The following is a 21,653-nucleotide window of genomic DNA, read 5'->3' on the forward strand; positions in this document are numbered from 1 at the left end:
TGAGGACTTATCTCGTGTCCAACGTCGTTGCCGATCATCTCGTGTTGCTCGACCACCTGCGCAGTATCCTGGTCGCCGTAGGTGAGGCCGAACAAGTGCCCGAAGAAAGCCATGCCCTGTTCCTCGAGCGCTTCGACGAACTGCTGGCCTCCCTGCCTATCGACCCTATCGAAAGCCAATACCTGGGCCAGGACATCCTCACCCAAGTCATCACCCGCTACCCGCAAATCGCCCACCTGATCCCACGCGACCTGCTGTGGTTCTTCGCCGGCGACTGCCTGCACTACCTCTCCGACGAAGAAATCGACCTCTACCAGGCCCTCGAAGAACGCCGCTACGAAGCCGAACAGAACGACGAACCGTTTGACTGGAACCAGGAAAAACAACTGCTGGCCATGTCGGCGCAGGACAGCAAGCACTGATATTCGAACACTACTGAAAAGGCCCGCATGGAGATTCCATGCGGGCCTTTTTTCAAGATCAAAAGCCCCTCACCCTAGCCCTCTCCCGGAGGGGAGAGGGGACTGACCGCGCTGTTTGGATGAGGTACGTCGACCTGAATTACCGAGTCGAATGCAGATTATGAACAACCCACAAACCGGCCCCCTCTCCCTCGGGAGAGGGCTGGGGTGAGGGGAAAATTCACCACAAAAACAGCCAGACACCACCCGCCCCTCACCACTCAAAACAATGAGCGCAAGCTCGAGTACCGCTTTTGATCTTGATTCACAGGCGACGTCGGAAGGCTGAGCGGAGGGATTGATCCGGGCGTGGGAGCGCAGCGACCGTACGACGCAGTCGTACACAGCGAGTGTAGGTGCAGCGAAGCAAACCGTAGCCGCTGCGCCCGGATCGATCCCGCAGCGAAGGAACCCGAGCCTGCGAGGGCCGAACGTAGGAGCTAGCGTTTTTTGCTTACTTTTTTAGGCGCTTGTAAAAAAGTAAGTCGCCGTAAGGGCGAAACCCTAAGCAGCCGTTACCGCAGAAACGGATATTCACCCAAACCACCAGAGCCTGGTCGGCCCAAAGGCCGCCAAGTCCCACCAAAAAAACCTCAAAGCAACCCCTCACTCTCCGGCAGCTCATACGCCACAGCCGCATTGCTCCCACCGGCAGATTTCCCGGGCCTACCCAACGTCGGCTCCTTCTGCAAACACTCCACCAGATAATCAATAAACACCCGCAATTTCGGTGGCAGATAACGCGTCGGCGAATGCAGCAACCACAACCCACCATGATAAGAGGCAAGAAACGTCCAGTCCGGCAACACCTGCACAATCAACTTCTGCTCCAAGGCGTAACGCGCCGTGAAATACGGCAGACTGCCAATGCCGATGTGCTGCAACACCGCCCCCAAGCGCACACCCGTGTGATTGGCGGCATAGCGCCCACGCACGCCGACCGTCACCGCCTTGCTGCCCTTCTTGAATTTCCAGCGCGCATCGCTCGGCGTTTCGCCCAGATAAATACAACTGTGATTGAGCAAATCATGAGGATGCGTCGGCGTGCCATGTTCGGCCAGGTATTGCGGCGTGGCGCAAAGCAAATGATCGATGGTCAGCAACTGCCGCCCGACCAGACCGGCCGGTGGACGATCAGTGATGCGAATCGCCAGATCGACATGATCATCGATCAGATCGACCTGACGATCTTCCAGCAACAACTCCACATCAACCTTGGGATAGCGGCGCAGAAACTCCGGCATGTGCGGATGAATCACAAAGCGCCCCACCGCTTTCGGCACGCTGACCCGCACCAGGCCTTCGGCTTCGTGGGTGAACTGGCCGCTGATTTCCATCACCGACCTGGCCGCGCTGACCATTTCCTGGCAACGCTTGAACACCTCCTCACCGCCATCGCTCAAGCGCAGTTTGCGCGTGGTGCGTTGCAGCAAGCGCGTGGCCAACGCCTTTTCCAATCGGGAAATACTGCGACTGACCGCCGAGGGTGAGGAACCCATCTGCCGCGCCGCTTCAGAGAAGCTGCCGGTCTCGACAACCTTGACGAAAATCGCCATTTCACCCAGCAGCGGCAGCGGAAGATTGATGCTCACGACGCACAAGTCCTTTGATGTTCGAACGGATTATCACGTTATTGCACGATTCATATAATAAAAACAGAACTTCGATCAGGGCATGGAATATGACGCTTCGCCTGTTTTTTCACAGTGACGACCTCAAGGCGAATGTCGAAGTCCTCGACTGCACACCCCACGAGAACGAATTCGCCGTAGTGCTGCGCGCCACCCTGTTTCACCCCCAGGGCGGCGGTCAGCCTTGCGATACCGGCTGGATCGGTGAAAGCCGGGTGTCGCGCGTGGTGCAGGAACCGGAGCGCATTGTGCATTTCGTCGACCGCCCGCTGCCGCTGGGCATGACCGTCATCCGTATCGATGAAGAGCGCCGCCGCTTCAATACGCGCATGCACTCGGCCGGGCACCTGATCGGTCATTTCATTCAGGCCATGGGCTGGATGCCGATCAAGGCGCACCACTGGCCGGACGAAGGCCGGGTGCAATTCAAGCCGGGCGATAGCGCTGAAGAAATCGATGCGCCAACCGTGCAAACCGGTATCAAGCAGTGGATCGAACATGATCTGCCGCGCCTGACCTCGCTGCGCGAAGGCGCGCGGGAAATCAGTTTCGGTGAGCTGCCAGCCTATGGCTGCGGTGGCACCCACGTACGTAGCCTGAAGGATCTGGGCACAGTCACGATCGCGTCCCTTTCGCAGAAGAAGGGCACGCTGTCCGTCCACTACAGCGTGGATTGAGCATTTCGGACATTGCCATCGCGCAGCGTCCGACGCCGGGGAACTGCACTCGCCGGTTCCGTTGACTATCGATAGATGGACCTAAAAAAAATGATGCTAGACGTCGAGCGTCTCGATGAGACGTGCATAAAAAAACTGGCCAACGAAGAAGTCCTCGCCATCCGCGTCAAACGCTTTCTGCCCGAGCCGCTGGCGATCGAGATCGGCGACAAGATCCTCGCCCCGGGCTTTGAAGGCTACATCAACGCGCCGAGTATCGGCCGTATCGGCATGGCCTTTTACGAGGCGGAAAACCAGCCACTGCTGATCGAGGATTACTTCGAACGCGCCACCCGCAACATCGACGAACTGCGCCAGCGCTGCGCGCCCTACTCTTCGCCGATCGACACGTTGCGCTGCATGCTTGACGAATCCTGGCCCGCTGGCGCGCATCTGGAAAACCTCTACGGGCGCAAGATGTATGTCGGCTTGTCGCGCGTGGTCAAACCCGGCGTGTGCTTTCTTGCTCATCACGACATCTTCGCCAAGGACGCCCCGGACAGTTTTCAGGCGCGCAGCCTCGAGGCGCAATTTGCCTGCAACGTCTACCTGAACATGCCCGCCGAGGGTGGCGCCTTGCAGATGTGGAATGACCACATCACCCCCGATCAATTCGACGAAATGCGCGGCGACAGTTATGGCATCGAGCCGTCGCTGCTGGGGCCGCCCGCCCTCGAGGTACGACCGCAGCCCGGCGATTTCATCATGTTCAATTCGCGGCGCATGCACTCGGTAACTCCGGGCGTCGCGGATCCGCGCTTGAGCCTGTCGTTCTTTGTCGGCTATCGCGGCAATGCCTCCCCTCTGACTTTCTGGAGCTGACATGCTTTCCAATTACCTGGGCGAGTTTCTCGCATTGGCCACCATCCACTTTCTCGCCGTGGTAGCACCCGGCCCGGACTTCGCCGTGACCATCCGTCAAAGCGTGCGCTTCGGCCGGCTCGTCGGTATCTGCACTGCGCTGGGCATCGGCGCGGGGATTTCCGTGCATGTGCTGTATACCTTGCTGGGCGTCGGCGCCTTGATGCACACCACGCCTTGGCTGCTCACCGTCGCCAAGGTTGTCGGCGGTGCCTACATCCTTTATCTGGGCGTCAGCCTGATCCGCAGCAAACCGAAAAGCAGCGTCGAAGGCGAAAAAAACGCTGACGAGCCGCTGGTCGAACAGTCGCTGTTCAAAGCCTTCAGCACCGGTTTTCTGACCAATGCGACCAACCCCAAGGCCACGCTGTTCTTCCTGGCCATCTTCACCACGATCATCAGCGCCAGCACACCGCTGCAGATCCAGGCGTTCTATGGATTGTGGATGTGCTTCGTCAACGCGCTGTGGTTCGTGATCGTCGCGCTGTTTTTCTCCAGCAACAAAGTGCGCCTCCTGTTCATGCGCCTTGGACACTGGTTCGAGCGCAGCATGGGCGTCATCCTGATTCTGTTTGCCGGACGCCTGATGCTGTCGATGTAACTCACACAAAAAAAGTCCCGGCATCAGCTGCCGGGACTTTTTCATTTGTGCGCCTCTTTTGCATTTCTGTGCGACAGATCAAGTTTGTGACTCCCTCTTCACCCGCCCACGGTGTTAGGTTGCAAAATGTTTCTGCAACAAGCATCAGAATCATTTCCTCCCACCCTTAGCAAAGGAATGCCTGTTCAATGGTCTTTTCCCTTAAAAAACTGGCCGCCGCTACGCTCGTGATGGCCAGTCTCACCGCGTTTACCAGCGCTGCACAAGCCAACATCACTGCCGAGCAAAGTGCAGCGATCCTGAAATCCTTTGACGGCAAGAGCTTGACGGATTTCCACAGCTTCCTTGGCAGCCTGGCGAAAAGCGACCTGGCCAAGACGGATAACCTCAACCCGTCCATCAGCGCCTTCCTCGACAACAAGACCCTGAACGCCGAACAGCAGAATGAAATTCACCGTCTGCTGGGCATTTATACCCGCGTGAAATATGGCAAGGCCGCGCTGGAAACCCTGCGCCAACTCGTCGAGATCCCGACCTTCCGCAAGGACGGCGTGGAGCAACACGACAACCCGGAATTCATCAAAATTGCCGGCGAGATCCAGAAACTCGCCGAATCCTTCGGTTTGAAATTCCGCAACATCGATAACCGTGTCTACGAAATCTCTCTGGATGGCAAAGGCGACGAAGTCGTTGGCATTCATGCCCACGCCGATGTGGTGCCGGTGACGCCGGAAAACTGGGTGCTGAAAGATGGCACCAAACTCGACCCGTTCAAAGTCACGCTGATTGGCGATCGCATGTACGGTCGTGGCACAGAGGATGACAAGAACGCCATTGTCGTGGCGCTGTACGCCATGAAAGTGATCAAGGACGAAAAACTGCCACTGGCGCGTAACTTCAAGCTGTTGGTCGACACCACCGAAGAAACCAGCGGCGACGCCATTCCCTATTACTTCGAGCGCAACCCGACGCCGAACTACAACATGGCGCTGGACGGCGGTTATCCGGTAGTGATCGCCGAAAAAGGTTACGGCACCGTCATGGCCAACTTTGCCAAACGCAAAGGCGAAGGCAACGGCGCGGAAATCATTTCGATGACCGGCGGCAAGGCGACCAACCAGATTCCGTCCGCTTCGGTGGTCACGCTGGTAACCGACAAGCCTGCCGAGCTCGCCGCCAGTCTGCAAAAAGCCGGCGATGCCTATGCCAAAGCCAACGGCGGCGACTTCGAAGTCGCGGCAAAGATTGATGGCAAAGACGTCAAACTGACCGTGACGGGGGTTTCTGCGCACTCCTCCGAACCAGAGTCCGGCGTCAACCCGGTCGCGCGAATGCTGAGTTTCATCAACAGCCTGGACGGCAAAGTCGCGCTCAAGCACAACCAGTTCACCGATGCCGCACGTTATGCCGATGACAACTGGGGCCTGGATTATCTGGGCAAAAAACTTGGCGTGGGCTTCTCCGATTCGTTCATGGGACCACTGACCACCTCGCTGACCTACGTCGGCGAGGACGACAAAGCCTTCAAACTGGCGGTGAACCTGCGGGTGCCGAAGGGTAAATCCCCGGAAAAGCTCAAGGCTGAGATCGCCGAGAAACTGGACGCCTGGAGCAAGAAGACTCATGTCGCTGTAGCGTTCGACTATTCCGTGGCCGAACCGATGTATCGCAACCCCGAGGGTGAGTGGGTCAAGGCGCTGCTTGCCGTAGCCAGCGAAAACCTCGGCATGAAGTCGGAATTCGGTACTTCCGCTGGCGCGACTTCGGTTCACGAATTGCCGAACGGTGTGCAATTCGGCCTGGCGCGACCGGAAGCCAAATACACCGGCCACACCGATGGCGAATTCAAGACCGTCGACCAGTTCCTGCTGGATCTGCAGATCGTCACGGAAATGATGGGGCGTGTCGGGCAGTTGCCGAAGCTGTAAAGCCTGCCTGAGCCCAGTCACCGATGACCGGGCTCAAAATAAAAAAGGACCTGTGAAAAGGTCCTTTTTTATTGCCACCACAAAACGCGCACAAACAAAAACGCCGATCATCACTGATCGGCGTTTTTGTGAAATTGGAGCGGGAAACGAGACTCGAACTCGCGACCCCGACCTTGGCAAGGTCGTGCTCTACCAACTGAGCTATTCCCGCAAATGGCGTCCCCTAGGGGACTCGAACCCCTGTTACCGCCGTGAAAGGGCGGTGTCCTAGGCCACTAGACGAAGGGGACACGCTACCCGGAACACATGGTGTGTGTTTCGGTGTCCAGATCCGCATCCGAAGACTTGGTTCTGGTTTCACTCAGCACCGCCCGAAAGCACTGCTGTTTAAAATTGGAGCGGGAAACGAGACTCGAACTCGCGACCCCGACCTTGGCAAGGTCGTGCTCTACCAACTGAGCTATTCCCGCATTGGCGTCCCCTAGGGGACTCGAACCCCTGTTACCGCCGTGAAAGGGCGGTGTCCTAGGCCACTAGACGAAGGGGACACACTACAACATTCACTCCCTGCCGCGTTTCGCTGTGTGCTTTACGCTGCAAGTGGCGCGCATTCTATGGATGGATTGAGGGGTCGTCAACCCCCTGATATAAATTTATTTAAATCAATGACTTCGACCCGGATTACGGGCCGCGTAAGGCTTTTCCGTCGTCCGAAACCTGACGCCTATATTCCGCCACTCGCCAAGACGTTATAGTCCACCGAACAGTGATGGCAATCTGCACATCAAGCGCCAGCATTCATCTATACCGCTGGCGGCCGATACAGATTGCAGCAGCCGATCAAACCCGTCGAGCGGCGCTAGGCGCCTAAATGCCCAGCCACTACACTCGCATGCGAACCCTATAAAGAGGTCTTACCGGTGACACCACTCATGATCACCCTGCTAGTCGTAGCCGGGATCGCAATTCTGATCGCCATTGGCTACATGAACCATGTGGTGGAAAACAACAAACTGGAGAAGGCCCGCACCAAAGTCGAACTCAACGACCGCCTGCGCCGCTGCGGCGAACTGACCGAAACCTTCCCCGGCCAGTTCATGACCCCGGCGCTCAAGTTGCTGCTGACCCGCACTGGAACTCAACGTCTGCCAGCGCCTGCTCAATCTGGAAAAGACCAGCGCAACCACCAAGGCCCGCATCACCGAACTGAGCGCCCTCGTTGCCCAAGGCGAATCGATCCCGGTGAACAACCCGCCCGCGCCGATCCTGACCGAAGCCAAAGCCAAAGACGTGCGCTTCCTCCTCGAAGCCCTGCACGGCCAGATCACCCGCGCCGCCCACGACGGCTTCCTGCCACCGAACGAAGCCAAACAATGGATCCGCGAGGTGCGCCACATCCTCGTGCTGCTGCACATCGAATTCTTCAACAACCTCGGCCAACAGTCCCTGCAACAAAACCAACCCGGCCAGGCCCGCCTCGCCTTCGAACGCGGCGTGCAATATCTGCGCAAACAGCAGGACCCGCAGATGTACGCGGAGCAACTGCAATACCTGGAAAAACTCCTCGCCCGAGCGAACGCCCAGGTCATGGACAAGATTGCCCCGGTTGAAGGTGAAGAAAACCAACTGACTGCCGGTTTGAAGGATGTCGAAGCCGATGCGGACTGGAAGAAGAAAGTGATTTACGACTGAGGCGGGAATACTGATAAAAAAGCCACCTTTATTGGTGGCTTTTTTGTGGGCGAATTGAAAGAGGGTGTGAATTGAAGATCGCTTTCGCGAGCAGGCTCGCTCCCACATTGGGAAGTAGTGTTCTCAGGTAAAAATCGGTCGGCTGTCAGGCCGCCTTCGCTGGCAAGCCAGCTCCCACAGAACAGCAAAAGCAAACCCGGGCCATCCCCACGCGGCGAAGCCGAGAGCCTGGTCGGCCCAAGGGCCGCCAAGGCTCAAAGCCGAAAATGCCCAACCATCGAGCGCAACTCGCCGCCCAACTGCGCCAGCTCAACACTCGAAGCCGCATTCCCGCTCATCGCCACGGAAGAGTGATCCGCACTCGCACGAATCTGCGTAACACTGCGGTTGATCTCCTCCGCCACCGAACTCTGCTCCTCCGCCGCCGCCGCGATCTGCTGATTCATCTGCTGAATCAACGACACCGCCGCGGCAATACTCCCCAGCGCACTCTCGGTCTGCAACGCATCACTGACCGCCAGCTTCACCAGCTCGCCACTGCTGCGAATCTGCTGCACCGAAGACTGCGCCGCCGCGCGCAAGGCACTGACCAAGCGCTCGATCTCCTCGGTCGACTGCTGCGTGCGCCGTGCCAGCGCACGAACCTCATCGGCCACCACCGCAAACCCCCTGCCCTGCTCGCCGGCCCGCGCCGCTTCGATCGCCGCGTTCAGCGCCAACAGATTGGTCTGCTCGGCCACGCTCTTGATCACCTCCAGCACCGTGCCTATGTTCTGAATTTCGGCGCTGAGGCTTTCGATGCTGGAACTGGCCGAGGTCGCCGAATCCGCCAACTGCTCGATCCGCGCCATGCTTTGACGCACCACCTGCTGGCCGCTCTCGACCTTGTCATCCGCCGTCTGCGCCGCGAGAGCTGCCTCTTCAGCATTGCGCGCGACGTCATGCACGGTGGCGGTCATCTGGTTCATGGCGGTGGCGACCTGCTCGGTTTCCTCCTTCTGGCTGTTGACCTCCAGATTGGTCTGCTCGGTCACTGCCGACAGCGATTGCGCGGAACCGGCCAAGCGCTCGATGCCGGCCTGCAAGCCGCTGACAATCGTGCCGAGACCGGCAGCCATCTGCTGCATGGCCAACATCAATTGCCCCATTTCATCGCGGCGCGTCACCTCGACCTTCGCCGTCAGATCACCCGCAGCAATCTGCTGCGCCACGCGAATCACACTGCGCAGCGGCGCCACGATCAGGCGCGTGATCACCCACGCGGCGAGCAATCCGACCAACAAGGCCAGCGCCGAAGAGCCAATGATCAACACAGTGTTCTTTTTCAGCTCCGCCTGCATCGAAGCATCTTCGGCGACGTAGGCCTGATTGACCCGGTCCACCACCTGCGCCGCGCGCTGATGCAGTTGGTCATAAACCGTTTTTTCTTGCGCCAGCAAACCGGTGTATTCAGCCAGTTTCTCGTTGAATCCGGCGATATGCCCCGACACTTCGTTGAGCACAGTCAGATAGCCCTCGTCCTTGACCGTGGTTTTCAGCGCCTCGGCCTGCTCCTGCGCTTGCGCGGCCTGCTCGATGTTGCCCTGGCCGGCATTGTCGGTATCGCCCTTGCGGCTTTGATCCAGCCGCACGCGCGCCTCGTTCATCGCTTGCAGCATCAGTCGCGAGACCTGACTGACCTGATTCGCCTGTTCGATGAACTGGGCGCCGTCCTTGCCCTCGGTGTCTTTCAACGTATAGGCGCCATCATCGGCCAGCCCGCTCTGCAACACGTCGAGGTTATTGGCCACGCTGGACACCGACCAACTGGCCATCTCCAGCGCGAGGTCCTTGGCCTGGCTCAGCGAGACGAATTCATCGAAGGCCTTGCGATACGCGCCCAGCGCTTGCTCGACATCGCTCATCACCGGCACATTGGCCGGGGAATGTGCCTTGAGCTCGCCGGCTAGAACAACCAGCCCATCGACGCCTTCGCGCAAGGCATCGGCGGTTTTCGGATTGCCGCGCAGGGCGTATTCCTGCTCGAGCAGGCGCACCTTGAGCAGGCCGCTGTTGAGCGCGGACATCTGCTTCAAGCCGTCGAAACGCAGACTGATGGTTTGCAGCGACCAGACGCCGATCGCCGCCACCAACGCAGTCAGCAACAAGACGAGCACAAATCCGATACCCAGTTTTTTCGCCATACCGAGGTTGGCAAAACGTCCTTGCACGGCCGAAATCATTGCGCGTAGTCCCCTGCCAAAGTCTGTTGCCGAAGATTCGCAACGGGCTCGAACCAGCACAAGACTCTGGCGTCGGAATAATGGCAAAAAGCTACGCCCGCGTCGTTTTCAGAATGCTGGAGGTCGATCCGCGCAGGTATTGCGAAAAAACTGCCGCGCCCGTGGGTCGCAGGCACAGGCCACATTGATGCGCTGCCAGTCACCGCACTCACCGCTGGGACTGAAAGCGTCCGCTGCTGACAACTCCAGCCCGCAGTGCTGGGCCTGCCTGCGCACCGACGCCTGGTCGCGCAAGCGTGCCCGCGCCCAGATAAACAGCCCGCCAACCGGCTTGCCGAACACTTCCCACTCGGCGTCTTCCAGTGCCTGCAAGGCCGCCGCGCGATCGGCATTCAAGCGCTGACGCTGGCGCTGCACCAGTTTGCGATAGGCGCCGGTCGCCATCAGTCTGGCCAATACCGCCTCGGCCAGCCTCGAACAGCCCAGGCCGCTGATCATCTTGACCTCCGCCAGGCGCTTCAGCAGTTCGCTGTCCGCCAGGACAAAACCGACCCGCAACGAGCTGCTCAGTGTCTTGGAGAAGCTGCCGACATAAATGACCCGGCCGCCATGGTCCAGCGCCGCCAACCGCGTACCGTTGCCGGTGTGCAGATCAGCGTAGACGTCATCTTCGATCACGCGCAGGTCGTAGGTCTTGCTCAACTGCACGATACGCTGGGCCACCGCAGGCGTCAGGCAACTGCCGGTGGGATTGTGGTGATGACTGCCGATGAACAGGGCGCCGGGACGAAACTGACGCAGCACCGACTCGAGCATGTCGATGTCCGGCCCGCTCGGCGTACGACGAACTTCGAGCATCTGTACGCCGTGCAGACGCAACAGGTCAAACAACGGTGCATAACCGGGCGTTTCCACCACCACGCAATCGCCAGCCTTGAACAGGGTGCGCACGATCAGGTCAAGCGCATGACTGGCACCGCTGGTGCTCATCAGCCGGGTATTGCAGGCGTCGATATTCAGCAGTTTCAGACGCTTGGCAATTTGCTCGCGCAACGCTGGCAGGCCCAGTGGCGAGCTGTAGTTGAACAGGCTGGCCATGTCGGTGCGTGCCACCTCGCGCAGCGCGTAGCTGAGGTCGTCGGGCTCACGCCAACTCGGCGGCAAGCCTCCTTGCCCCAAAATCAAGCGACTCGTTGCGGCGTCCACCTCATCACGCCATGCGGGGCGGCCCTCGCACGCTGCCCATTCCGAGTCCGCTTCGCGCAATGCCGGCGAGGCCGCGACGATGAATCCCGCGCCCTGGCGCGTGGTCAATACGCCTTGCGAGACCAGGCGCTCGCAGGCTTCGACAACGCACGACTGGCTGAGCAGATTCCCCCGGGCGATTTGCCGTACGGAGGGTAACCGGGTGGCCGGCGGGATGCCGCTTTGCACAATCCAGTCAGTCATTCCGTCGACGATCTGCTGCACGACCGGCACCATTGCCTGTCGGTCAATTCTCAGTTCCATGAGCTCGCAAACTCCTGTCAGTTTTGCTGGCAGCAGTAAATCACAGCCGCACCGCCGAGGCTGTGCGACAACACCGCCAAATGCGGCAGTTCTAACGGTTTGATACACATTGTTTAACGGTATTCACAGGGACCGACCACGAGGTACAAAAAAACCCGCACGCAGGCGGGTTCTTTGTATTTCGGCAACTTTCAGAACGCTGTCACGCCGCCGTCCACCGCCAATGAGTGCCCAGTGGTGAACGCTGCGCCATCGCTGCACAGATACAGCACCGCGCTGGCGATTTCCTCGACCTTGCCAATGCGCCCGACCGGGTGCATGGCGTTGGCGAACTCGGCCTTCTTCGGGTCGGCTTCATAGGCACGGCGGAACATGTCCGTATCGATCACTGCCGGGCACACTGCGTTGACGCGGATTTTCTTCTTCGCGTATTCGATCGCCGCCGACTTGGTCAGGCCGATCACCGCATGTTTCGACGCCGCGTAGATGCTCATCTTCGGTGCCGCACCCAGCCCGGCCACCGACGCCGTGTTGACGATCGCGCCACCGCCCTGCGCCAACAGCAGCGGCAACTGATACTTCATGCACAGCCAGACGCCTTTGACGTTGACACCCATGATCGCGTCGAATTCGTCCAGCGAACCGTCGGCGAGTTTGCCTTTCTCGATTTCGATGCCGGCGTTGTTGAAGGCATAGTCGAGACGACCGTAGGTATTGATCACCTCATCCATCAGATTTTTCACATCGCTTTCCACCGTCACGTCGCAGCGCACGAAGGACGCTTCGCCACCGGCTGTACGAATCAGCGCCACCGTGCCTTCGCCGCCGGCCGCGTCCAGGTCAGCCACCACCACTTTCAGGCCCTCGGCGGCAAACGCCAGGGCTGTCGCGCGGCCGATGCCGTGGGCGGCCCCCGTGATTACAACCACCTGACCGGAAAACGTCATGCTCATGGGTATGTCCTCGAACGCAAAAACTGGAAGATGTTGGCGTCGCAGCATAGCCAAGGGCAGCGAAAGCGCGTCAGCACTATGCAATCGCTGTTTAAAGGCCCATGCGCCGCAGTGATAAAACCCGCCCCGTAACCATCACTGCACTGGATCGACTCGCATTCGCCGTATCAGCCAACCTTGCGACATCGGCGTTGAAGAGCTATCAACAAGGCTTCATTCCATTCGAGTGCCTGTCATGACCAACCAGACCAATCGCCAGTTCCTGCTCGCCAAACGCCCGGTGGGCGCCGCGACCCGCGAGACTTTCACTTATCAGGAAGTACCGGTCGGCGAGCCACAGGCAGGACAGATCCTGGTGAAAAACGAATACCTGTCCCTCGACCCGGCCATGCGCGGCTGGATGAACGAAGGCAAGTCCTACATCCCGCCGGTCGGTCTCGGTGAGGTCATGCGCGCACTGGGCGTGGGAAAAGTCATCGCCTCGAACAATCCCGGCTTTGCCGTCGGCGATTACGTCAACGGCGCTCTGGGTGTGCAGGATTATTTCCTCGGCGAGCCGCGCGGCTTCTATAAGGTCGACCCGAAACTCTCGCCATTGCCACGCTATTTGTCTGCACTGGGCATGACCGGCATGACCGCCTACTTCGCCTTGCTCGACGTAGGCGCACCGAAAGCCGGTGACACCGTGGTGCTGTCCGGCGCCGCAGGTGCGGTGGGCAGCGTGGCCGGGCAGATCGCCAAAATCAAAGGCTGCCGCGTCGTTGGCATTGCCGGCGGGGCCGACAAGTGCAAATTCCTCATCGACGAATTGGGCTTCGACGGCGCCATTGATTACAAGGCCGAAGACGTCGTGGCCGGTCTGAAGCGCGAATGCCCGAAGGGCGTGGACGTGTATTTCGATAACGTCGGCGGCGACATTCTCGACGCGGTGCTGAGCCGCTTGAACATGAAGGCGCGAGTGGTGATCTGCGGCGCCATCAGCCAGTACAACAATAAAGAAGCGGTCAAAGGTCCGGCCAATTACCTGTCACTGCTGGTCAATCGCGCGCGCATGGAAGGTTTTGTGGTGATGGACTACGCCGCGCAGTTCGCCAGCGCCGCGCAGGAGATGGCCGGCTGGATGGCCAACGGGCAGCTCAAGAGCAAGGAAGATGTGGTTGATGGGCTGGAGACGTTCCCCGAGACGCTGATGAAACTGTTCAACGGCGAGAACTTTGGCAAGTTGGTTCTGAAGGTTTAAGGCCAGCCTGAAACCAATGTGGGAGCGAGCCTGCTCGCGAAAGCGGTGGATCAGTCAGTAATGATGCCGACTGACACTCCCTCTTCGCGAGCAGGCTCGCTCCCACAGTTGGATCTTCAATAAGCTTTAGGCAATTTCGGCTACGACTGCGGCCAACGCCTGCGCCGGATCTGTCGCCTGGCTGATCGGACGGCCGATCACCAGATAATCGGAACCGGCATCCAGCGCCTGACGCGGGGTCAGAATGCGCCGTTGATCATCCTGCGCGCTGCCCGCCGGACGAATCCCCGGGGTCACCAGTTGCAGCGACGGGTGCGCGGTTTTCAGCGCCGACGCTTCCAGCGCCGAACACACCAGACCGTCCATCCCGGCCTTCTCGGCCAGTGCCGCCAGACGCAGCACTTGTTCCTGCGGCTCGATATCCAGACCGATACCGGCCAGATCCTCGCGCTCCATGCTGGTCAGCACGGTCACACCAATCAGCAACGGTTGCGGACCACTGCGCTTGTCCAGCTCTTCACGGCAGGCGGCCATCATGCGCAGACCGCCCGAGCAGTGCACGTTGACCATCCACACACCCATCTCGGCAGCGGCTTTCACAGCCATCGCAGTGGTGTTGGGGATGTCGTGGAATTTGAGATCCAGAAACACTTCAAAACCCTTGTCACGCAGGGTGCCGACGATTTCCGCCGCGCAACTGGTGAACAGTTCCTTGCCCACTTTGACCCGGCACAGTTTCGGGTCCAACTGGTCGGCCAGCTTCAGTGCGGCGTCACGGGTGGGGAAATCCAGGGCGACGATGATAGGAGTCTGGCAGGCGGACATGGATGGGCTCTCAGGCTGGTCGAAAACGGCGCGCATTGTAGCGGAACCGGCGGCGGCGCGGCACCCGATGATCGGTAAATCGTCGCGCTGGCGGTTATCAGCTTAGCCGGCGCGGCTATTGTGTCGACTCCGATACACAACCGACACGCCCGCAACAAGCATTCGGGTTAGCCTCGCCCGGCGCAACACGTCCTTACAACAGCACTTCCCGCCCCCCGGCCGGACGCCTATGCTGAAACCACCCCTGGTAGTGAACAGCCCCATGCCCAACGCCCCGACAACCGTGACGGATGAAAGCAAAGACGACAAGCGCTGGAGCATCCGCGCGCTGATCGTCGACGATGACGTGCCGATCCGCGAGCTGATGATCGATTACCTCGCCCGTTTCAACATTCACGCCAGCGGCGTCACCGACGGCGCGGCGATGCGCCAGGCGCTGCAGGGCGAACATTTCGACGTCATCGTCCTCGACCTGATGCTGCCCGGCGAAGACGGCCTGTCGCTGTGTCGCTGGCTGCGCGCCGAATCGGACATCCCGATCCTGATGCTCACCGCCCGCTGCGAACCCACCGACCGCATCATCGGCCTGGAACTGGGCGCCGACGATTACATGGCCAAACCGTTCGAACCACGCGAACTGGTCGCCCGCATCCAGACCATCCTGCGCCGCGTGCGCGACGACCGCACTGACCAGCGCGCCAACATTCGCTTCGACAACTGGCGCCTCAACAGCGTCCTGCGCCAAGTGGTCGCCGACAACGGCCTGGTAGTGCCCTTGTCCAACGCCGAATTCCGCCTGCTCTGGGTCTTCATCGAACGCCCGCGCCGCGTGCTCAGCCGCGAACAACTGCTTGACGCCGCTCGCGGTCGCTCGATCGAAGCCTTCGACCGCAGCATCGACCTGCTGGTCTCGCGCCTGCGGCAAAAACTCGGCGACGACCCGAAAGCCCCGCAACTGATCAAGACCGTGCGCGGCGAGGGTTACCTGTTCGACGCGCGGGACATCGGCTGATGAAGGCGCGCTTCGACACCCTGTTCGGTCGCCTGTTCGGGGTGCTGTTCGCGGCGATTGTCCTGGCGCACCTGCTGGCCTTCGCCTGGTTCAGGCTCTACGGCCCTCCTCCGCCCCCACCACCGCCCGAGTTCTCAGCGAACATCGACGGCCAACCGCCCATGCGCGACGCCGCTTATCCACCGAGGCAAGCGCGGCCCTGGTTCGGTGGCCCGGTGGTGCCGCTGACCTTTCAATTCATCACGCTGATGATCGCCGCCTGGTACGGCGCCAAACTGCTCACCCGGCCGATCCAGCGCCTGAGCGACGCCGCCGAGCGCCTGAGCGAAGACCTCGACAGCGCCCCCCTCGACGAATCCGGCCCGCGCGAAGCCCGGCAAGCGGCGCACACCTTCAACCTCATGCAACGGCGCATCCGCGAACAGGTCCAGCAACGCGCGCGCATGCTCGGCGCCGTCTCCCACGACCTGCGCACGCCACTGTCACGCCTGAAACTGCGTCTGGAAAACATCAGCGACGACAAACTGCAAAGCCAGATGCGCCAGGATCTCGACGATATGATCGGCATGCTCGACGCCACCCTCACCTATCTGCACGAACAACGCACCAGCGAAGCCTTGCAGTTGCTGGACGTGCAGGCGCTGGTCGAATCGCTGTGCGAGAACGCCCAGGACCAAGGCGCCGATGTACAGGTCAGCGGCCACTGCACGCCTTTGCCAGTGCAACCGATGGCGCTGCGTTCGTGCATCAACAACCTGCTGGACAACGCCCTGCGCTACGCCGGACAGGCACGGATTGAACTGCTGGAACAGCGCGAAGAACTGCTGATTCGGGTGATTGATCACGGACCGGGTATTGCTGAAGAACAGCGGGAAGCGGTTTTTGAGCCGTTCTATCGACTGGAGGGATCGCGTAATCGCAACTCCGGCGGCGTAGGGCTGGGCATGACCATCGCCCGCGAAGCCGCGCAGCGGTTGGGTGGGCAATTGACGCTGGAAGACACACCGGGCGGCGGGTTGACCGCAATTGTTCGGTTGCCGCGGTGCTCGCTCCCACATTGGAGTGGTGTTCATCCGGGATAATGGGTTGGCTGTGAGGGCGCTATCGCTGGCAAGCCAGCTCCCACAGGGGATCGAGTGATCTCAGAGGGCGATGGGTTGGCAGTGAGGACGTCATCGCGAGCAGGCTCACTCCTACACTTGGACTGGGTACAACCTCAAAAAACAGGTCGGCTGTCAGGCCGCCTTCGCGAGCAGGCTCGCTCCCACAAAATCAAAAGCAAAAGCAAAAGCAAAAGCAAAAGCAAACCAGCGCAGCTGCCCGCGGCGAAGCCGCCCCACTCAACAATGAGCGCAAGCTCGAGTACTGCTTTTGATCTTGATCCACCGGCGACGTCGGAAGGCTGAGCGGAGGGATTGATCCGGGCGTGGGAGCGCAGCGACCGTACGACGCAGTCGTACACAGCGAGTGTAGGTGCAGCGAAGCAAACCGGAGCCGCTGCGCCCAGATCGATCCCGCAGCGAAGGAACCCGAGCCTGCGAGGGCCGAACGCAGGAGCAAGCCTTTTGGGTTACCTTTTTGGCGTTTGAAAAAGGTGACCCGCCGTAAGGGCGGAACCGCCAGCCGCCGCAGCGAAACATTCGGATATTCACACCAAACAAACCCAAGCATGGTCGGCCCAAAGGCCGCCAAGCCCCCCCCTAGACCCGAGCCTGACTCTTACTCCAATCCGTCAAAAGACTATAAGCCACAGCCAACAACGTAGGCCCAATAAACAACCCGATAAAGCCAAACGCAATCAACCCGCCAAAAACCCCGAGCAACACAATCACCAACGGCAGATTACCGCCACGGCTGATCAGATACGGCTTGAGCACGTTGTCCACGCCACTGATGATGAACGTCCCCCAGATCCCGAGAAACACCGCCATCCCGTACTCGCCCTTCCACGCCAACCACGCCGTGGCCGGCACCCACACCAGCGGTGGCCCCATCGGAATCAGACTCAGCAGAAACGTGACGATCCCCAGCACCAGCGCCCCGGGAACCCCGGCAATGAAAAAGCCGATCAACGCCAGCACCGCCTGCGCCGCCGCCGTACCGATCACACCGTTGACCACCCGCTGCACCGTACCGGCGACAAGTTCGATGTAATAGCCAGCACGATCACCAATCAAGCGCTGCAGCAGACTGTGCACAAACGCCGCCAGTCGCGGCCCGTCACGGTAGAAAAAGAACACGAACACCAGACTCAGCGTCAGCTCGAGAATCCCCCCGCCGATCTGCGCGCTGCGTGCCAGCAACCAGTTGCCGACCTGCCCCAGATACGGCTTGATCGAGACCATCAACGCCGCGCCCTGTTGATCGATGCTATCCCACATCGACACCAGCCGCTCACCAACCAAAGGCACGCTGCCAAGCCAGGTCGGTGCTTCCGGCAAACCGTCGACCTGCACATCCTTGATGAATGCCGTGGCATCGCGCACATGATCGGCGAGGTTGAAACCCAGCCACACCAGTGGCGCCGCCACCAGCAACATCCAGCCCAGTGTCAGGATCAACGCGGCCAGCGATTCGCGGCCATTGAGCCAGCGCGTGAGCAAACGCATCAGCGGCCAACTGGCAAACGCCAGCACCGCGCCCCAGAACAGCGCCGACCAGAACGGCGCCATCACCCAAAGGCTGGCACCAAACAACACCAGCAGCAGAATCTGCACCAGCAGGCGATCGTTATTGAGCATGGGAAGTCCCGGCAAAGTCAGTCAGCGAAAGAGTAGGCGAACACTGTGTGCGTGCTCGCCCGGCACAGCTTATCGCAACAAGTCGATGCGCAGGCCAGAGCCTTCGAGATTGCCGGCTTCCAGACGTGCCGCCCGTACGCCCTGATTGATCAGCGCCTGGCGCCAGGCTTCGGCCTTGGGCCCGGAAACCGTAACCCGCAAGGTCGTGTCGAGATTCAGACCACGGGAAATCAGGCGCAGCCAGGTGGCATCCGGTTCATCGACCAGTTTCGGAAAATCCAGCTCGCCAGTGCTTTTCAACTGACGCAGCAGGGTCGCCGAGGTCGGCAGCAATTCGCCCAACGGCGCAGCCGACTCGAATTGCTCGACATGCAGATAGGCTTTGCGATTGCCGCGAGTGATGCTGTAGAGCGCCACCAGCGTGTTGTCCTTTGGCGCCGCCAGCCTCAACAACAGATAAGCCTGTTGCTCGTCAGAGCCATACAGCTTGGCGTTGCCGAACACCTCGTTGGCCCACAGACTGCTTTCGCCGCAATCGCGGGCCTGGCACCAGAACAGCAATTCGGCATCCTGCTGTTGCAGGGCTTCGCGGGCGGCGGTAAAGGCTTCGGTGGCGGAATGTTCAGGCGGCAACTCGTAGGTCACCGAGGTAGTCTGGCCGCGGGCGGTGACCTGACCGTCGAACCGCAACTGGCCGCTGATCTTGCGGATCGAGCCCAGCGGGTAGATGCGCTCCAGCTCGGCCGCCGGGCGATAGTCGACGATCTGAGCATCGGCCAGACGCGGCACGATTTGCAGATCCTGGCTGCCCGGCACATCGGCAGCGAAGGACAAGGAGCTGAAGCAGCACAGCGCGAAGAGACTGAGTGACCGCATAGTCAGCCTCACCGGACGGTCATGGCTGGGCGGGTCGGGGTCGCAGCGGTATAGAAATCCATCGAGTTTGTCTCCCATTTCAACCCGCCCAGCCTCGACAGTTGCCCGCTGCAAGTCAAGGCATGGCGAAGAAGCGATTGAAACAGTCTGCTACAAGACCTGCGCCAGCCTCGTCATTCAGGTGCAAATGATGCCCGCCCGGCAACTGTTCGTGGCTGAAGGGTAGACGCTCCAGCAACTCAGGATGCCTGGCCAGCATGCCATCCGCCGCGACCACCAGACGCGCCGGGCAACTGACGCGCGAGGCAAACGCCATCGCCTGTTCTTCAGTAAGGCGCAGCGGCGATGGCAGAGTCAGGCGATTGTCGGTGCGCCAGGTGTAACCGCCGGGCACCGGCATCAACCCGCGCTGGGCCAACAGTTCAGCGGCTTCGCGACTGACCGCCACCAGGCCTTTCATCCGCGCCTCGATGGCACGCGCGAGGGTGGTGTAGACCGGTTTGCGCTTTTCCCGCAGATCAAGTTGCGCCTGCAGGGCCATGCCCATGCGTTCGGCAGCGTTTTCGCCCTTGTCTGTCGGAGGAATCACGCCGTCGATCAGCGCGAGATGGCTGATGCGCTCGGGCAGCGAACCGGCCAGCACCATCGAGACAATCGCGCCCATCGAATGCCCGAGCAGGCCGAAACGCTTCCAGCCCAGCTGCTCGGCGACTTGCAGTACATCATGGGCGTAGTCCCACAGCGCATAACCGGCGCCGCTTGGTCGATGAGCGGAATGACCGTGGCCGGCCATGTCCAGCGCGACGATGCGCAAGCCATCAAGCTTGGGCGCCAGCCGGGCGAAGCTATTGGCGTTGTCGAGCCAGCCGTGCAACGCGATCACCGGCAAGCCGTCCTCGGGGCCGAACAGATGAGCGGCCAACTCGATATGCGGCAGGTTCAGGCGCACTTCTTCGCAGGTCGGGCTCATGCGCAATCCTTGTTCTGCCGCTGTTCCCAACGCATGAACAGGCTCTTGAGCAATCGCGCCGTGTCCTGCGGGCGCTCCAGCGGAAACATGTGCCCGCCGGGCATGCTCAGCGCCTCGCCCTGGGGCAGGCGCGAGACGAAACGTGTGTGATGGCGCATGACCACCCGGCTCTTGTGCCCGCGCACGATGGCCAGCGGCACCTGCAACTGGCGGGTGCGCCCGGGACTGGTGTGCGGCACGCCGCGATAAATGCTGATTTCGGTGGCCGGGTCAAAACGCAGACGCAGCTTGTCGTCGACCTGATGCAAACCGTGTTGCAGGTAGGCATCGAAGCATTCCGGATCGAAGCCGCGAAACAGGGTTTTGCCGGAAAAGTAACTGCGTGCACTGTCGAGATCGGCGAATTCTTCACGCCGCCCGAGGGTGCGCCCGGCGGGTGTCAGCCGGTCGATGAAACCAAAGCGCTTGGCCGCGCGAATCACCCACTGATCAGTGCGGGTCAGTACTGGCGAGTCGAGCATGACCACGCCGCGATACAGCTCGGGACAACGCAACGCCGCGTGCAAATGCAGCAGACCGCCAAAAGAATGGCCGACGCCCCACACCGGCTGCTCCTGCTGCTCGAGGTGATGGATCAGTTCATCGACCAGGTTGTACCAGTTGTCGTCCGCCGGAAAACGCGGGTCATGGGCATGCTGCTCCAGATGCGCGACCCGATACTCCGGCGCCAGCGCCGCGAACAACTTGCCATAGGTCCCCGAGGGGAAACCGTTGGCGTGGGCGAAAAAGATCGGTTGCGACATGCGGGCAAATCCATGAGCGGGAATCGTGGCGTTGATTGTCCGCAAGACCCGGCGCCGCAGCAATGACCATAACTGCCAGAAATGGTGGTGGAGACGCTTCGCAAGCAAAAGACCACAACACCGAAGGCTGCGATCTTTTGATCTACAACCTGTCAACGCAGCGGCGGCTGTTCCCCCAGCGGCACCACCGCCATGGTCAGGCGCGACACGCAACTGGCCTTGCCTTCGTCGCTGGTCAAACGGATGTCCCAGACATGCGTGGTGCGGCCGATATGAATTGGCGTGGCCACCGCCGTCACCCTTCCGCTACGCAAGCCGCGCAAGTGGTTGGCGTTGATCTCCAGGCCGACGCAATAGAATTTGCTGGCATCGATGCACAGATAACTGGCCATCGAGCCGACGGTTTCCGCCAGCACCACCGATGCGCCGCCATGCAGCAGACCGTAAGGCTGGTGGGTGCGATGGTCGATGACCATGCTCGCGGTCAGCGACTGTTCGTCGAAGGCTTCGAAGCGAATATCCAGCACTTCGCCAATGGTGTTCTTCTGGATTGCGTTCAACTGTTCAATGTCGGGAGTAGTACGCCACAAGCTCATCGCAGACTTCCTTTGT

The 21,653-nt window shown here is 60.4% G+C and carries 18 protein-coding genes, 4 tRNA genes and 2 pseudogenes; 9 read left to right on the forward strand and 15 right to left on the reverse strand.

Annotation, left to right across the window (positions count from 1 at the left end):
• Positions 1–14: 14 nt before the first annotated feature.
• Complete coding sequence (locus tag AB4O12_RS14060) at positions 15–422, forward strand: PA2817 family protein (protein WP_007967565.1); 408 nt, start codon at positions 15–17, stop codon at positions 420–422.
• 632 nt (positions 423–1,054) lie between these two features.
• Here the strand turns inward: AB4O12_RS14060 and AB4O12_RS14065 are convergent.
• Entirely contained in the window at positions 1,055–2,053 is a 999-nt protein-coding gene (locus AB4O12_RS14065; protein ID WP_024013940.1) for a LysR family transcriptional regulator, read from the reverse strand.
• A gap of 89 nt (positions 2,054–2,142) precedes the next feature.
• On the opposite strand from AB4O12_RS14065, the gene AB4O12_RS14070 reads away from it, so the two are divergent.
• The 4 genes from AB4O12_RS14070 (at position 2,143) to AB4O12_RS14085 (ending at position 6,198) form a co-directional block, all read left to right on the forward strand.
• A complete protein-coding gene (locus AB4O12_RS14070; protein WP_460058800.1) occupies positions 2,143–2,769 on the forward strand; it encodes an alanyl-tRNA editing protein in 627 nt (208 codons plus the stop codon).
• A 90-nt stretch (positions 2,770–2,859) separates the two neighbouring features.
• Complete coding sequence (locus tag AB4O12_RS14075) at positions 2,860–3,630, forward strand: 2OG-Fe(II) oxygenase (RefSeq protein WP_095181606.1); 771 nt, start codon at positions 2,860–2,862, stop codon at positions 3,628–3,630.
• Between the two features lies 1 nt (position 3,631).
• Positions 3,632–4,270, forward strand: a complete 639-nt coding sequence (locus AB4O12_RS14080) for a LysE family translocator (RefSeq protein WP_042610677.1) — start codon at positions 3,632–3,634, stop codon at positions 4,268–4,270.
• 188 nt (positions 4,271–4,458) lie between these two features.
• A complete protein-coding gene (locus AB4O12_RS14085) occupies positions 4,459–6,198 on the forward strand; it encodes a dipeptidase (protein WP_256809758.1) in 1,740 nt (579 codons plus the stop codon).
• Between the two features lie 135 nt (positions 6,199–6,333).
• On the opposite strand, the gene AB4O12_RS14090 is transcribed toward AB4O12_RS14085, so the two are convergent.
• The 4 genes from AB4O12_RS14090 to AB4O12_RS14105 all read right to left on the reverse strand — a co-directional run bounded on the left by AB4O12_RS14090 (position 6,334) and on the right by AB4O12_RS14105 (position 6,746).
• Positions 6,334–6,409 (reverse strand) — tRNA-Gly (locus AB4O12_RS14090).
• Between the two features lie 3 nt (positions 6,410–6,412).
• Positions 6,413–6,488 (reverse strand) — tRNA-Glu (locus AB4O12_RS14095).
• 104 nt (positions 6,489–6,592) lie between these two features.
• Positions 6,593–6,668: transfer RNA gene (locus tag AB4O12_RS14100), tRNA-Gly, on the reverse strand.
• A 2-nt stretch (positions 6,669–6,670) separates the two neighbouring features.
• Positions 6,671–6,746, reverse strand: a tRNA-Glu gene (locus tag AB4O12_RS14105).
• A gap of 384 nt (positions 6,747–7,130) precedes the next feature.
• Here AB4O12_RS14105 and AB4O12_RS14110 point away from each other — a divergent pair.
• A pseudogene (locus AB4O12_RS14110) lies at positions 7,131–7,890 on the forward strand (hypothetical protein).
• A gap of 254 nt (positions 7,891–8,144) precedes the next feature.
• Here the strand turns inward: AB4O12_RS14110 and AB4O12_RS14115 are convergent.
• The 4 genes and pseudogenes from AB4O12_RS14115 to AB4O12_RS14130 all read right to left on the reverse strand — a co-directional run bounded on the left by AB4O12_RS14115 (position 8,145) and on the right by AB4O12_RS14130 (position 12,574).
• The gene (locus tag AB4O12_RS14115; RefSeq protein ID WP_460062453.1) at positions 8,145–9,038 is read right to left on the reverse strand and encodes a methyl-accepting chemotaxis protein; all 894 of its coding nucleotides are present in this window, start codon (positions 9,036–9,038) and stop codon (positions 8,145–8,147) included.
• 15 nt (positions 9,039–9,053) lie between these two features.
• A pseudogene (locus tag AB4O12_RS14120) lies at positions 9,054–10,112 on the reverse strand (HAMP domain-containing protein); the annotation flags it as partial.
• Between the two features lie 108 nt (positions 10,113–10,220).
• A complete protein-coding gene (locus tag AB4O12_RS14125; protein ID WP_076563828.1) occupies positions 10,221–11,621 on the reverse strand; it encodes an aminotransferase-like domain-containing protein in 1,401 nt (466 codons plus the stop codon).
• Between the two features lie 191 nt (positions 11,622–11,812).
• Complete coding sequence (locus tag AB4O12_RS14130) at positions 11,813–12,574, reverse strand: SDR family oxidoreductase (RefSeq protein WP_252868104.1); 762 nt, start codon at positions 12,572–12,574, stop codon at positions 11,813–11,815.
• Positions 12,575–12,809: 235 nt separating this feature from the next.
• On the opposite strand from AB4O12_RS14130, the gene AB4O12_RS14135 reads away from it, so the two are divergent.
• Positions 12,810–13,814 (forward strand): NADP-dependent oxidoreductase, encoded by a 1,005-nt coding sequence (locus AB4O12_RS14135; RefSeq protein ID WP_457262326.1) that lies wholly within the window; start codon positions 12,810–12,812, stop codon positions 13,812–13,814.
• A gap of 126 nt (positions 13,815–13,940) precedes the next feature.
• Here the strand turns inward: AB4O12_RS14135 and pyrF are convergent, their stop codons facing one another.
• Entirely contained in the window at positions 13,941–14,639 is a 699-nt protein-coding gene (gene pyrF, locus AB4O12_RS14140) for an orotidine-5'-phosphate decarboxylase (RefSeq protein ID WP_122746841.1), read from the reverse strand.
• Between the two features lie 262 nt (positions 14,640–14,901).
• Between pyrF and AB4O12_RS14145 the strand changes: the two genes are divergently transcribed.
• Positions 14,902–15,651 (forward strand): response regulator, encoded by a 750-nt coding sequence (locus AB4O12_RS14145; protein ID WP_095181601.1) that lies wholly within the window; start codon positions 14,902–14,904, stop codon positions 15,649–15,651.
• Positions 15,651–16,733: an ATP-binding protein gene (locus tag AB4O12_RS14150; protein WP_460058806.1), complete on the forward strand. Its 1,083-nt coding sequence runs from the start codon at positions 15,651–15,653 to the stop codon at positions 16,731–16,733. Before AB4O12_RS14145 ends, AB4O12_RS14150 begins: the two co-directional genes overlap by 1 nt.
• A gap of 618 nt (positions 16,734–17,351) precedes the next feature.
• Here AB4O12_RS14150 and AB4O12_RS14155 read toward each other — a convergent pair.
• The 5 genes from AB4O12_RS14155 to AB4O12_RS14175 all read right to left on the reverse strand — a co-directional run bounded on the left by AB4O12_RS14155 (position 17,352) and on the right by AB4O12_RS14175 (position 21,637).
• Positions 17,352–18,392, reverse strand: a complete 1,041-nt coding sequence (locus AB4O12_RS14155; RefSeq protein ID WP_041479597.1) for an AI-2E family transporter — start codon at positions 18,390–18,392, stop codon at positions 17,352–17,354.
• 69 nt (positions 18,393–18,461) lie between these two features.
• The gene (locus AB4O12_RS14160; protein WP_150637602.1) at positions 18,462–19,268 is read right to left on the reverse strand and encodes a DUF4892 domain-containing protein; all 807 of its coding nucleotides are present in this window, start codon (positions 19,266–19,268) and stop codon (positions 18,462–18,464) included.
• 115 nt (positions 19,269–19,383) lie between these two features.
• A complete protein-coding gene (locus AB4O12_RS14165; RefSeq protein WP_460058809.1) occupies positions 19,384–20,238 on the reverse strand; it encodes an alpha/beta hydrolase in 855 nt (284 codons plus the stop codon).
• Positions 20,235–21,041, reverse strand: a complete 807-nt coding sequence (locus AB4O12_RS14170; protein WP_056788154.1) for an alpha/beta fold hydrolase — start codon at positions 21,039–21,041, stop codon at positions 20,235–20,237. The genes AB4O12_RS14165 and AB4O12_RS14170 overlap by 4 nt, the downstream gene beginning before the upstream one ends.
• A 152-nt stretch (positions 21,042–21,193) precedes the next feature.
• On the reverse strand, positions 21,194–21,637 hold the full coding sequence (locus tag AB4O12_RS14175) for a hotdog fold thioesterase (protein ID WP_016773655.1): 444 nt from the start codon (positions 21,635–21,637) through the stop codon (positions 21,194–21,196).
• Positions 21,638–21,653 lie beyond the last annotated feature (16 nt).

The organism is Pseudomonas sp. S2_A05, assembly GCF_054668485.1.